The 12,695-nt window shown below is 69.8% G+C and carries 12 protein-coding genes; 7 read left to right on the top strand and 5 right to left on the bottom strand.

Annotation, left to right across the window (positions count from 1 at the left end):
* On the top strand, window positions 1-557 hold a 557-nt coding region (locus tag AC1DVT_RS02895; RefSeq protein WP_477386365.1), incomplete at its 5' end, for an ABC transporter permease.
* A gap of 26 nt (window positions 558-583) precedes the next feature.
* Here the strand turns inward: AC1DVT_RS02895 and AC1DVT_RS02890 are convergent.
* Window positions 584-1,117, bottom strand: a complete 534-nt coding sequence (locus tag AC1DVT_RS02890) for an ArsR/SmtB family transcription factor (RefSeq protein WP_457099582.1) — start codon at window positions 1,115-1,117, stop codon at window positions 584-586.
* Between the two features lie 58 nt (window positions 1,118-1,175).
* On the opposite strand from AC1DVT_RS02890, the gene AC1DVT_RS02885 reads away from it, so the two are divergent.
* Genes AC1DVT_RS02885 through AC1DVT_RS02870 form a run of 4 tightly spaced genes read left to right on the top strand, consistent with a single transcriptional unit; the run spans window position 1,176 to window position 5,492 of the window.
* Window positions 1,176-2,513, top strand: a complete 1,338-nt coding sequence (locus AC1DVT_RS02885; RefSeq protein WP_477386363.1) for an MFS transporter — start codon at window positions 1,176-1,178, stop codon at window positions 2,511-2,513.
* Between the two features lie 48 nt (window positions 2,514-2,561).
* Window positions 2,562-3,686: a type III polyketide synthase gene (locus AC1DVT_RS02880; RefSeq protein ID WP_477386361.1), complete on the top strand. Its 1,125-nt coding sequence runs from the start codon at window positions 2,562-2,564 to the stop codon at window positions 3,684-3,686.
* Window positions 3,683-4,372: a methyltransferase domain-containing protein gene (locus AC1DVT_RS02875; RefSeq protein WP_477386360.1), complete on the top strand. Its 690-nt coding sequence runs from the start codon at window positions 3,683-3,685 to the stop codon at window positions 4,370-4,372. Before AC1DVT_RS02880 ends, AC1DVT_RS02875 begins: the two co-directional genes overlap by 4 nt.
* The gene (locus AC1DVT_RS02870; RefSeq protein ID WP_477386358.1) at window positions 4,365-5,492 is read left to right on the top strand and encodes an FAD-dependent oxidoreductase; all 1,128 of its coding nucleotides are present in this window, start codon (window positions 4,365-4,367) and stop codon (window positions 5,490-5,492) included. Before AC1DVT_RS02875 ends, AC1DVT_RS02870 begins: the two co-directional genes overlap by 8 nt.
* A 1-nt stretch (window position 5,493) precedes the next feature.
* Here AC1DVT_RS02870 and AC1DVT_RS02865 read toward each other — a convergent pair whose 3' ends face one another.
* Window positions 5,494-6,366, bottom strand: coding sequence for a UbiA family prenyltransferase (locus tag AC1DVT_RS02865; protein WP_477386357.1), 873 nt, complete (start codon window positions 6,364-6,366; stop codon window positions 5,494-5,496).
* Window positions 6,367-6,481: 115 nt separating this feature from the next.
* On the opposite strand from AC1DVT_RS02865, the gene AC1DVT_RS02860 reads away from it, so the two are divergent.
* A complete protein-coding gene (locus AC1DVT_RS02860) occupies window positions 6,482-7,063 on the top strand; it encodes a nitroreductase family protein (RefSeq protein ID WP_477386355.1) in 582 nt (193 codons plus the stop codon).
* Between the two features lie 120 nt (window positions 7,064-7,183).
* Here the strand turns inward: AC1DVT_RS02860 and AC1DVT_RS02855 are convergent, their stop codons facing one another.
* Window positions 7,184-9,409 (bottom strand): ATP-dependent Clp protease ATP-binding subunit, encoded by a 2,226-nt coding sequence (locus AC1DVT_RS02855; protein ID WP_477386353.1) that lies wholly within the window; start codon window positions 9,407-9,409, stop codon window positions 7,184-7,186.
* A gap of 143 nt (window positions 9,410-9,552) precedes the next feature.
* Here AC1DVT_RS02855 and AC1DVT_RS02850 point away from each other — a divergent pair, with 143 nt between their 5' ends.
* The gene (locus AC1DVT_RS02850; RefSeq protein WP_477386351.1) at window positions 9,553-10,116 is read left to right on the top strand and encodes a hypothetical protein; all 564 of its coding nucleotides are present in this window, start codon (window positions 9,553-9,555) and stop codon (window positions 10,114-10,116) included.
* Window positions 10,117-10,145: 29 nt separating this feature from the next.
* On the opposite strand, the gene AC1DVT_RS02845 is transcribed toward AC1DVT_RS02850, so the two are convergent.
* On the bottom strand, window positions 10,146-11,123 hold the full coding sequence (locus tag AC1DVT_RS02845; protein ID WP_477386349.1) for a GlxA family transcriptional regulator: 978 nt from the start codon (window positions 11,121-11,123) through the stop codon (window positions 10,146-10,148).
* Between the two features lie 285 nt (window positions 11,124-11,408).
* Window positions 11,409-12,695: a glycosyltransferase gene (locus tag AC1DVT_RS02840; RefSeq protein ID WP_477386369.1), complete on the bottom strand. Its 1,287-nt coding sequence runs from the start codon at window positions 12,693-12,695 to the stop codon at window positions 11,409-11,411.

The following is a 12,695-nucleotide window of genomic DNA, read 5'->3' as shown; positions in this document are numbered from 1 at the left end:
TGGTCGAGCTGCTCATCTCGGCCATTCCGGTGCGGGCGCTGCTGGCCGGGAAGGTCATCGGCAACACCGTGCTCGCGATGGGCCAGATCCTCGTCCTCGCCGGAATCGCGATCGTCGGGCTCACGCTGACCGGGCAGGGCGCGATCCTGCAAGGGCTCGGCGGCCCGATCGCGTGGTTCGCGGTCTTCTTCCTCTTCGGCTTCATCCTGCTGGCGTCGCTGTTCGCGGCGGCGGCGGCGATGGTGTCGCGTCAGGAGGACATCGGCTCCACGACGATGCCGCTCACCATGCTGATCATGGCGCCGTACTTCCTCGTGATCTTCTTCAACGACAACCCCACGGTGCTCGCGATCATGTCGTACGTGCCGTTCTCCGCTCCGGTCGGGATGCCGATGCGGCTGTTCCTCGGCGAGGCGCAGTGGTGGGAGCCCCTGCTGTCGCTCGCGATCCTCATCGCGACCTGCATCGGGGCGATCCTCGTCGGCGCGCGGATCTACGAGAACTCGCTGCTGCGGATGGGCGGACGGGTCAAGCTCCGTGAGGCGCTGAAGGGCTGACGGATGCCGCGCCCCCGCCGCCGCGGTCAGGGCGCGGGCGGATTCAGGTCGGGATGGAAGGCCGTGAACAGCGAGTACGGCTTGCCATCGGCATCCGGTCCGCGTTCCTTGAACTCGTTCGCCAGCGCGTACAGGCGCGTCTCCAGCTCGGCCTTGTGCTCGTCGTTGAGCTTGAGGCCGAGCCAGGTCGCTTGGAGTTCGTCGTCGTGGAGGCCTTCGATCTGCTGCAGGAAGGTTTCGACGAGCACGTAGCTGCCGCCGGGCAGGGACGTGCGCCAAGAGAGCCCCGTCGCCCGGTACGGGACCTCTCGGCTGCCCTGGGCGCCGACCCGCTCGGGCTCGGCTGCGAGGTAGCCGGTCTGCACGAGGGTGCGGACGTGATGCAGCATCGTGCCCGGGTTCACCCCGAGCAGCCCCGCGAGCTCCTTGTTGGTGCGGGACTCGAAGGCGCAGAGGCGCAGGACGCGCAGGCGAAGTGGCGAACTGAGGGCGCGCATGCGCGCTTCGGCGTCGGGATCGCCGCTCTGCAGCTCGATCCGCTCTTCGGTCTGCTCGCTCATGGGGCCCACGCTACCTGACTGATTGACAGTTCTCAATCGGTGGCCCAGACTGGTTGGCATGTCCCAACCAGATGAGGCGACCGACGTCGAGGCCGACGCGGAGGCCCCAGCCACCGCGGCGCGGAAGCCGAAAGGATCGCTCTGGCGCGACCGCAACTTCCTGACGCTGTGGAGCGGCCAGGCGCTGAGCCAATTCGGCTCGCAGATCACCGGACTCGCCCTGCCGGTGCTCGCTGTGCTCATCCTCGACGCGAACGAGTGGGAGATCGGGGTCCTCGGGGCTTCTGAGTTCGCCGCCTTCCTCGTCGTAGGGCTGCCTGCCGGCGCGTGGATCGACCGGATGCGCAAGCGGCACGTCATGATCTGGGCGGATGCCGTGCGCGCCGTGGCGCTCGGTGCGCTGCCCATCCTCGCTGCTTTCGGAGCCCTGGAGATCTGGCACATGTATCTCGTCGCCCTGATCATGGGCGTGGCGACCGTCTTCTTCGACGTCTCGAATCAGAGCTTCATCCCGTCACTCGTGCGCAGCGATCAGATCGCTGAGGCCAACGGCAAGCTCCAAGCCACCGAGCAGCTCGCCCACCTGGCGGGTCCGGCCGCGGGCGGCTGGCTGATCGGTGTGTTCACCGCTCCGATCGCGATCATCATCGACGCGGGCACCTACGTCGCGTCGTTCTTCACCCTGCTGTTCACCAAGGACCACGAGAAGCTGCGCTCCCCCGAGGATCACGCTCCACTGCTGAAGGAGATCGGCGAGGGCCTGCGCTGGGTATTCGGAAACCCGCTGCTGCGGCGCATCGTGGGCACCACCGGTGTCGCGAACTTCTTCGGCACGATCTCGCAGACGCTGCTGCCGATCTTCGTGCTGCGCGAGCTCGGACTGACGCCGGCGATGTTCGGCCTCGTCTTCTCGATCTCCGCGATCGGCGGCCTGCTCGGCGCCATCGCGACCCCGCGGATCGTCGCCCGCATCGGCGAGGCGCGCGCCATCCCGCTCAGCGCGATCGGCTTCTGCCTCGTGCCGTTCTTCCTGCCGGCGATCTCGCTCGTGCCGGAGCTCGCCTTCCCGTTCCTGGTGATCCAGTTCTTCTTCGCGAGCTTCACGGTGCTGCTCTACAACATCACCCAGGTCACGTTCCGCCAGCGGATCACCCCGCCTCGGCTGCTCGGCCGCATGAACGCATCGGTGCGGTTCGTCGTCTGGGGCGTGATGCCGATCGCGGCGCTGCTCGCCGGCGCACTCGGCACCTGGATCGGCGTCGTCCCCACCCTCTGGATCGCCGCTGTCGGCGAGCTCCTCGCAGGCCTCTTCGTCATCACCGGCCCGTTCTGGAGCATGCGCGAGCTGCCCGAGGCGCACGCCGAGCACACGCAGTCAGGCGAAGAGTCCCGCTAGACACCCGCCCACCGCCCCCGCGGCCCTCCGCCGCGCCTAAGGTTGACCATGGCCGCGAGCATCCTGTCGATCGGCACCGCGGTACCATCAGCCCGCGCGTCGCAGACGGTCGCGCGCGACGTGTTCGCGAGCCAGCCAGGCCTCAGTCGCATCGCTCAGCGCCTCATCCGCGCAGCTTTCGATGCTTCTGCGATCGACCACCGCAACACCGTCCTCACCGACCTCGTCGCCTCCGCGACGGGTGTCGAGAATCCGGACCCCGCGCTCGGCGTATCCCTCGCCAGGCCTGATGGGACGATCCTCGCCGCGTCCACGGGCGCTCGAAACGACGCCTACATCCTGCTCGCCCCGGCCCTGTTCGCGGCGGCCGCTGCCCAGGCACTCGCCGAGGCCGGTGTCGCACCCGACGAGGTCACCCACGTCGTCACCGTCTCGTGCACCGGAATGTTCGCCCCCGGTCCCGACTTCCGGCTGGTCAAGGACCTCGGCCTTCGGAGGGACGTCGAGCGGTATCACATCGGCTTCATGGGCTGCGCGGCCGCGCTGCCGGGCCTGCGGGCGGCATCCCGGATCTGCGCTGCCCAGCCCGATGCCGTCGTGCTGGTGGCAGCCGCCGAACTGTGCACGCTGCACATCCGATCGTCCGAAGATCCGCAGCAGATCGTCGCGGCCTCTGTCTTCGCGGACGGCGCCGCAGCCGCCGTTGTAGCGCAGCGGCCGCGGAGGGCAGGGCCCCGACTCGAATTCGAGCGATTCGGCACCGTCCTCACGAGCGAAGGCGAATCCGACATGGTGTGGACCATCGGCGACGAGGGCTTCAACATGATCCTCACCGCCGAGGTGCCGCGCATCATCGGGCGCGAGATCCGCGACGCCGTCGAGTCCTTCCTCGGCGCGGACGTTCCCCACCTGTGGGCCGTCCATCCCGGCGGCCGCAGCGTGCTCGATCGGGTCGAAAGCGGCCTGAACCTCGACCCGAGTGCGCTCGAGGCATCCCGCTCGGTCCTTCGCCGCCAGGGCAACATGTCGAGCGCGACGATCCTGTTCATCCTGCGGGACCTGCTGCACGACGAGAACCTTCCGGACGACGCCCGCGTCGCGGCTCTCGCCTTCGGGCCAGGACTCACGGTCGAATCGGCCCTGCTCACCCGCACCACCACAGGACCGGCGTGAACCTGGCCGTCCGCGACGCTGACGTCGCCGAACTCATGGACGACCCCGCCTGCGATCCGCAGCGACTCGCGGCAACGCTCCGCAGGTTCGACACCGTCAACCGACTCGTCAGCGGATGGGGCGACGCCTATCGATCGCGGCTGCGCCCCCATCTTGCGTCACTTGGACGCCCCGCGCGCGTGCTCGACCTCGGATGCGGAGGTGGCGACCTGCTCGTGCGGCTCTCGCGACTCGCGACTCGCGACGGACTCGAGGTGGACTGGGTCGGCGCAGACCCCGACCGCCGCGCGATCGCGGTCGCGCAGGAACGCAGGGTGCCCGGCGTCAGCTTCCGGTGCACGGATGCCGCGACCCTGCGCTCGGAGGGTGCACGCTTCGACGCCGTGCTGTCGAACCACGTGCTGCACCACCTCTCGGCGGTCGGACTCCGGTCGTTCGCCGACGAGTCGCTCGCGCTCTCGGACGGGATCGTGGTGCACTCCGACATTCGCCGGAGCCGCCTGGCATATGGCTTGTACGCCGTCGCGGTCACCCCGTTCGCGCCGGGCACATTCCTTCGGACCGACGGATTGCGGTCTATTCGGCGCAGCTACCGTGCGGACGAACTCGAAAGGGCACTGGGCAACCCTTGGCGGGTGGCCGCCGCGTCGCCCTTCCGCATCCTGGCTGTAGGCGCGCGTGGCTGAGGTGATCGTCGTGGGCGCGGGCCCCGTGGGGACGCTGCTCGCCGCGGAGCTCGCCCGCAGGCGAGTCGATGTCCTCATCCTCGATCGTCGAGCGACGGCTGGTGACGGTACCCGCGCGATCGGAGTCCACGCGCCGGTGCTCGCAGCGCTCGAGGCATCCGGCACGACCGAGCGGCTCCTGGCCTCGGCGATCCGGGTCTCACGCGGTGAGGCGCGGTCGGACGGCCGCACGCTCGGAACCGTGCGGTTCGACCGACTGGGACGGCGGTTTCCGTTCGTCGCCGCGCTCCCGCAAGCCGCGACCGAGGCGGCCCTGGCCGTCGGCGCACCCGAGCCTCGGCGCGGGGCGACCGTGACCGAAGTGACCCAGGGGGCCGACGGCATCCGCGTTTCCTTCGGCGATGGCGAAACAGCGCGCGCACCGATCGTCGTGATCGCGGGGGGCTGGAGAGCCCGCGCGCTGGTCTACCGACCAAGCGGCATCCGCGTCCGCCCGTACGCCGACCGCTATCTCATGGCGGATGTCGCGACGGGTCGCGACGGCGCCCTCGCCGTCGTCAACATAGACCGGTCGGGCGTGCTGGAGTCATTCCCGCTGCCGGGCGGGCGGCGGAGGTTCGTCGCATGGGATTCCTCTCCGGCCGACCGCGACGACGGCGCACGGACCGAGCGGCTGCGCTCCGCACTGATCGCGCGCGGCGATCACGAGGCCGCCGCGCGGGTCACGGCTGCGACGCCGTTCGAGGTGCGCCGCGCGGTGGCCCCCTCGCTGCGCCGCGCCGGCCTGTTCGTGATCGGCGACACGGCACACGAGGTGAGCCCCATCGGCGGACAGGGCATGAACCTGGGACTGCTGGATGCCGTGACCCTCGCGCCCCTGCTCGCACGGTGGGTCCACACCGCGGAGTCGCCCGACGCCGCCCTGGCGCGCTGGGAGGCGCGGCGCCTGTCCTCGGCGCGCACGGCCGCCGCGATAGCGACGCTCAACACGTCACTCGGTCGCCCACTCCCGCCCCTGGCGCACGCGGCGCGGCGGGCGGGGCTGCGGCTCGCCCTGCTGCCGCCCGGGGCGCGACTGCTCGCGCATGCCTACGCGATGGGGTTCGACCGCGACGCGTGACTCACGCGGCCACGGCGCCGCCGGTTGCGGCGAGCTGGGCGGCGAGCAGCAGGGCGGCAAGCATGACGAGCCGGAACAGCGTGCGACTGGGCGGTCGAACGACTGCCAGCACCGCCGTGCCAACTGCGACGATGACGACGGCTCCGAAGAAGATCCACGACACGATCGACACTGCCGCGACGTCGCCGCCGGCGGACCCGAGCAGCACCGCGACCGCACCGAGGATGATCCCGACCGCCGCGACGACCGCCGAGGCGCGCGGTCCGATGCGGTGCGGCAGGCCGCGAACACCGGTGCGCTCGTCGTCGTCGAGGTCGGGCAGGACGTTCGTCAGATGCACAGCCGCGCCGAGCGCGGCACCCGCGACCCACGCCCACGGGGCGGCCACCCGCGGCTGGGCCGCGGCAAGGGTGACCAGAGAGGGGAAGATCCCGAAGCTGATGAGGAAGGGCGCGATCGAGAACACTGTCGACTTCAGCCCCGCGTTGTAGGCCCACGCCGACGCCAGGAAGATCGCATGGGCTGCCAGCATCCCGGGTCCGAGGGCTGACGAGAACGCGAGCGCCGCGACGACCGTGCCAATCGCCCAGCCCCACGCGAGGCGCTCGCTGATGTCCCCCCGGGCGATGGGCTTGTCGGTGCGGCCGACCGCGCGGTCGCGGGGCGCGTCGATCGCATCGTTCGACAGCCCGATCGACAGCTGGCCGCAGAAGACTGCGAGAGTCAGGAGAGTGAGCCGCCACGGTTCGAGCCCCACGGCGACCCCGAGCACCAGGGCGAGGATCGAGACGACGAGAGTCGGTCCCGGGTGCGTCGAGCCCCAGAGCGCTCTTCCCGTCGAGAGGAGCGACATGCGCCGCGCGCTCAGCTGCATGGTGCGACAGTAGCGCGTCACATTCCGGCACCTGGGAATGCCTCCCAGGTGCATGCGGTTGCATGGGATTGGGCCGACGGCGTCCCTGATCCATCCGCTCGATCAAGGAGTCGTCATGTCCGACGTCATCACCCGCACCGCCCCCACCCACGCTCCGATCCTCGACGTCCTCGCCGAGCGCTGGAGCACGCGCATCTTCGACGCGCAGGCCTCGCTTGACGAAGTCGCGTTCGCGAGCGCCCTCGAAGCCGCGCGCTGGACGCCCACCGGTGCGAACACGCAGCCGTGGCGACTGATCGTCGCCCGCCGTGGCACCGAGGCGCACGCCCAGATCATGGCGACCCTCGCCGGCTTCAACTCCGCCTGGGCAGGCGACGCCGCGGTGCTGATCGTCTTCGTCGCCGAGACCACCCGCGACGGCAAGCCGATGACGTGGGCCCTCTACGACACCGGCCAGGTCGCCGCGCACTTCACCGTGCAGGCGCACGCCGACGGCCTCTACACGCACCAGATGGGCGGCTTTGACGGCGCCGCGGTCTCGGCGGCCTTCGGCCTCGACGAGAACTTCACCCCGATCACGATCATGGCCGTGGGTGCCCTGGGCGACTCCGCCGCCGCGCACGAGACCCTGGTCGAGCGAGAGAACGCGCCGCGCGCGCGTCGTCCGATCGCCGAGTCGCTCCTCGTCAACGCGTAGTCCGAGCCCGACCCGACGGGCGGGGCCCAACTGCGGGCGGTTTCACCGAAACGCCGGGACGAGGCATCCGTCCCCGGCGTTTCGCGCACCATCCCCGCTTCTGGGTACGCAGAGACGGACTCACTCCTCGAGCAGCTCGGCCTCGATCACGTCGTCATCGTCGGATGAGTCGGATGCCGCGGCCGGCCCCTCGCTCGTGAGCACGAGTCCCGACCCGGCCGCGTCGACGTCCACCCGCACGGTGTCGCCGTCGCGCACGCCGCCGGAGAGCAGGGCCATCGCGAGACGGTTCTGGATCTCGGACTGGATGAGCCGTCGAAGGGGGCGCGCGCCGAAGATCGGGTCGTAGCCCCGCTCCGCGAGCCAGGCCCTGGCGTCCGGCGTGACGGCGAGCGCGAGCCGGCGGTCCTTGAGCCGCTGCTGCAGCGCGTCCACAGCCAGCTCGACGATCTGGGCGAGGTCATCCTCGGTGAGCGCCTCGAAGATCACGATGTCGTCGAGCCGGTTGATGAACTCCGGCTTGAACGCCTGCCGCACGAGCACCTGCACCTGCTCGCGCTTCTGCGCCGTCGAAAGCGTCGGGTCGATGAGGATCGGCGAGCCCAGGTTAGACGTGAGGATCAGGATGACGTTCTTGAAGTCGACCGTCCGCCCTTGGCCATCGGTGAGACGCCCGTCATCCATCACCTGCAGCAGCACGTCGAACACCTCCGGGTGCGCCTTCTCGACCTCGTCGAGCAGCACGACGGAGTAGGGCCGCCGGCGCACCGCCTCGGTGAGCTGCCCACCCTGCTCGTAGCCGATGTACCCGGGAGGGGCACCGACGAGCCGAGACACCGAGTGCTTCTCGCCGTACTCCGACATGTCGATGCGCACCATGGCGTGCTCGTCGTCGAAGAGGAACGCGGCGAGCGCCTTGGCGAGCTCGGTCTTGCCGACGCCGGTCGGTCCGAGGAAGAGGAACGAGCCGGTCGGCCGGTCGGGGTCGCTGATGCCCGCCCGCGAGCGCCGCACGGCATCCGAGACCGCCTTGACGGCCTCCTTCTGGCCGATGATGCGCCGGCCGAGCTCGGTCTCGAGGTGCAGCAGCCTCTCGGTCTCGCCCTGCAGAAGCTTGCCGACCGGGATCCCCGTCCAGGCCGCGATCACCGCGGCGATGTCCTCGTCGGTCACCTGGTCGTTGACCATTCGCTTGTAATCGGTCCCCGAGCCTGTCGAAGGGTCGTCCCGCTCGGCGGCGACGAGCTCGCGCTCCAGTGCGGGGATATCCGCGTACAGCAGCCGGGACGCACGCTCGAGGTTGCCCTCGCGCTGGGCGCGCTCGGCCTCCATGCGGGCCGCGTCGAGCTTCGTCTTGAGCTCGCCGACGCGGTTCAGCGACGCGCGCTCCCGCTCCCAGCGGGCCTGCAGCTGTCCGAGCTTGACCTCGTCCACGGCGAGATCGGCCCGCAGCTTCTCGAGCCGCTCCTTGGACGCGGCATCCTTCTCCTTCTTGAGCGCCAGCTCTTCGAGCTTGAGCCGGTCGACGTGCCGGCGCAGCTCGTCGATCTCGAGCGGCGCCGAGTCGATCTCCATGCGCAGGCGCGACGCGGCCTCGTCGATGAGGTCGATGGCCTTGTCCGGCAGCTGTCGCGACGGGATGTACCGGTGGGAGAGGGATGCCGCGGCCACCAGTGCGCCGTCGGCGATGGCGACCTTGTGGTGAGCCTCGTACCGCTCCTTGAGTCCGCGCAGGATCGCGACGGTGTCTTCGACGCTCGGCTCGCCGACATAGACCTGCTGGAAGCGGCGCTCGAGCGCGGCATCCTTCTCGATGAATTCGCGGTACTCGTTGAGGGTGGTCGCGCCGATGAGGCGCAGCTCGCCGCGCGCGAGCATGGGCTTGAGCATGTTGGATGCCGCCACCGACCCTTCGCCGCCTCCCGCGCCCATGAGCACATGCAGTTCGTCGATGAAGGTGATGACGCGGCCGTCAGAGTCCGCGATCTCCTTGAGGACGCTCTTGAGGCGCTCCTCGAACTGCCCGCGGTACATCGCGCCGGCGACGAGGGCCGAGATTTCGAGGGTGACGAGCTCCTTGTCTTTCAGCGACTCGGCGACGTCGCCCGCGACGATCCGCTGGGCGAGCCCCTCGACGACGGCGGTCTTGCCGACGCCTGGTTCACCGATCAGGACGGGGTTGTTCTTGGTGCGGCGGGTGAGCACCTGGCTGACCCGCCGGATCTCGGCGTCCCGCCCGATGACGGGATCGAGCTTGCCCTGGCGGGCGCGGTCGGTGAGGTTGATCCCGAACTGCTCGAGGGCGCTCTGCGCGTCCTCCTGCCCGGGCGTCTGCGTGGCGTTCATGTTTCTCCTGAAAACTTGAGTCTTGCGGGCTCAAGTTTAGCAAGCGACGGATGCTGTCGGCAATGCCGCATCGGCTGAGGTCATGAGCCACTTTCCGCGCCCAGCCGCTAGTCTGGCGCCAGTGGCGCACAGATGGAGGGGTCATGCCCGATGAGTCCGAGGGTGCGGCGCCGCGCCGGATCACCCGCCGCACGGTGACGAAGGCGATGGCGTGGGCGGTTCCTGTGATTGCCGTGGCCGCCCCAGTGCCCGCCTATGCGGCCTCGGGGCCGCCGGTCCTCGTGGCCAGTGGGGCGGCGTGCAAGTTGCCTGGCAACTCCGGGGGTCTGTTCAAGGGCTACGCGCTCGGCTTCTCCGCTAGGAATCCATACAACGACCCGATCGTCGTGACGATCATCGACGTCATTCTGAACAACCAGAATCTCGGCAACACCGAGATCGTCAACCTCAACGGGTGCGTGAAACTCGGCGCCAACTCGATCATCATCAATGGGTTGAGCCTGTATGACAGCCTCGTCCTGCTGACCAGAGACAACGTCAGCAGCCAGGCGGGAACACTCACTGTCACCTACAAAGTGGCCGGCGCGCCCGTGGGAATCGTGACGGTGACCAAGAGCGTCGGGACCGTGCCGCCGATCGTAGGCGGGTCGTGCAACACTTTCACCGACCTGGAGAAGGCCTGCATCCTGGGGCAGACCCTCGTCTAGCGGTCGAGCCGCGGCTCGCTCCTGACCTGTCAGGCGACGGCTTCCGCCATCTCGTCGAGCGTGCAGGCGAAGCGCGCCCGGTAGGCGGTGGGCGTGGTGCCGAGCACGCGCGCGAAGTTCTGGCGCAGCACGGCGGCCGACCCGAAGCCGCTCTCGTACGCGATGCGATCGAGGCCGAGATCGGTCTTCTCGAGCAGGCGCTGGGCGTGGATGATCCGCTGCCGGGCGAGCCAGGATGCCGGCGTGGCACCGAAGTCGGCCTTGAACCGGCGCGCGAAGGTGCGCGGCGACATGTGCGCCTTGGCCGCGAGCTGGTCGACGGTGAGCTCCTGGCCGATGTTGTCGAGCATCCAGTCGGTCACCGAGTTCAGCGACAGTGAGGCGACCTGCGGGAGCGGGTGGTCGATGAACTGTGCCTGGCCGCCGTCGCGCTGGGGCGGCACGACCATTCGACGTGCGATGCGGTTGGTCATCTCGGCACCGAGCTCCTGGCGCAGCAGGTGCAGGCAGGCATCCAGGCCTGCGGCGGTCCCCGCGCTGGTGATTATCCGGCCGTCCTGCACGTAGAGCACGTCGGGATCGACGTCCACCTTGGGGTACATCCGGGCCATGACGTCGGCGTACATCCAGTGGGTCGTCGCCCTTCGGCCATCGAGCACCCCTGCCGCGCCGAGGATGAACGACCCGCTGCACACGCTCAGCACCCAGGCGCCCCGCGCGACCGCGTGGCGCACGACGTCGAGCACGCGCTCGTCGGTGTGCCCCCAGTACTCGCGGGGCGTGGGCGAGACGACCACCAGGTCGGCCTCGTACGCGAACGACAGGTCGTTCTCGACATTGAGGGAGAACCCGAGCTTGGACTTCACGACACCCGGATTCGGCGCCACGACGCGGAAGTCGAAGTTCGGGATGCCGTCATCCGAGCGGTCGAGACCGAAAGCCTCGCAGGCGACCCCGAATTCGAAGGGCGCGAAGCCGTCCTGGACGATCACGGCGACGGTCTTCATCTTCGCTCCTCGGGTGGCAGTTTTCGTACGATGTGTGGCCATTCTGCCACTCGTGGCCGTTTAGGCGCAAGCGTAGCTTTACTGCCATGTTCATGGTGATTCTTCTTGCAGGACTGTCCACGGTCGGCATCGCCTCGACGATCGCCGCCCTTCGCAACGACGGCTACCGTCGCACGCCGACCGACTGGTCGCGCCTCCCCTGACTCCCGCCAGGTCCCTGAGCTTGTCGAAGGGCCGCCGGACGCTTCGACAAGCTCAGCGACCGGCTCGATCCCAGCGATCGCGTCAGGCGCCGGTGACGCGGCGGTAGACCTCGATCATCGCGGCGGTGCGCGACGACTGACGGAAGCGCTCGCGGATCGACGGATCGGGCACCGGCGCGGTGCCGGCCTCGATGTCGGCCGCGGCGCGGCGCAGTGCGGCCGCGAGCGCGGCGGTCGAGGCATCCGCCACTCCATCCGCGCTGACCGGCCAGAAGCCCGAGCCCAGCTCGGCGGCGATATCGGGGTCGCTCACGACCGACGGCGTGCCGAGCGACGCGGCCTCGAACAGCGTCATGCCCTGCGTCTCGAAGCCGATCGAGGTCTGCACGACCGCGTCGGCCGCCTGGATGCGGCGCACCACCTCCGCGTACGGAAGCGGACCCGAGAAGACGACGGATGCCGCGGGCCGCCGCTTCTCGACGATCCGGCGCGCCGCGCGCAGCTGCCCGCCACCGCCGATCACCTCGACCTCGGCGCGCACCCCCGACTCCGCGAGCGCCTCGAGGAACGGCAGCAGCCGCTTCTCGGGGCTCATGCGTCCGATCCAGACGAATCGCGGCAGCCCGGGCGCGCGCGACGCGGTCGCCTCGGCCGCCCCGGTCGCTGAGCCTGTCGAAGCGAGCGCCGCGTCCAGCGCCTCGTCGTCGATGCCGTTCCAGATGACGTCTACGTGCGGCTCGGAAACGAGGGCACCCCGCGGCCCAGCCGGCACGACCCCGTGGGATTCGAGCCGCCGCGCGAAGTGCGAGGACGGGGCGGTGACGGCATCCGATCTCCCGGCGAACCGCCGCAGATACGACCAGCCGTCCCAACCCACCGCGGCGGAGCCGAGCGCCCGGCGCTGCCAGGCGTTCAGCACCCGCAGCACCAGCCCGGGGAAGGGTGCGGTGGCCTCGATCCCCACGTCGACCCGGTTGTGCATCGTGTGGACGACCGGCAGCCCGTGCCGGGCGGCGAAGCGGTGTCCGATGAAGGCGCCCCAGAAGTCCGCCTGGACGTGCACGACGTCGACCGGCGGAAGCGTCGCCAGCGCGGCATCCACCCAGCGATCCGCTCGTCGACCCGGCCAGGTGAACGAGTACTCGCGGTCGACGGTGATCGGGATCGAGGGCATGTCGAGGTACGAGGACGCTTCGACAGGCTCGGCGACCGCGACAGGCTCAGCGACCGCGTGCCGACGCGCCCGCGCCCCATGCATGGCGGGCGCGACGATGGTCACGGTGTGCCCGGCCTTCTCGAGGAACCGGCGCTGCAGTCGCATCGAGACCTGCGCCCCGCCGAGGGACTCGACGTGCTGGTCGCCGAACAT

Source organism: Microbacterium sp. P2_F9 (assembly GCF_056403635.1).
This window is presented reverse-complemented; position numbering and strand designations above follow the sequence as displayed.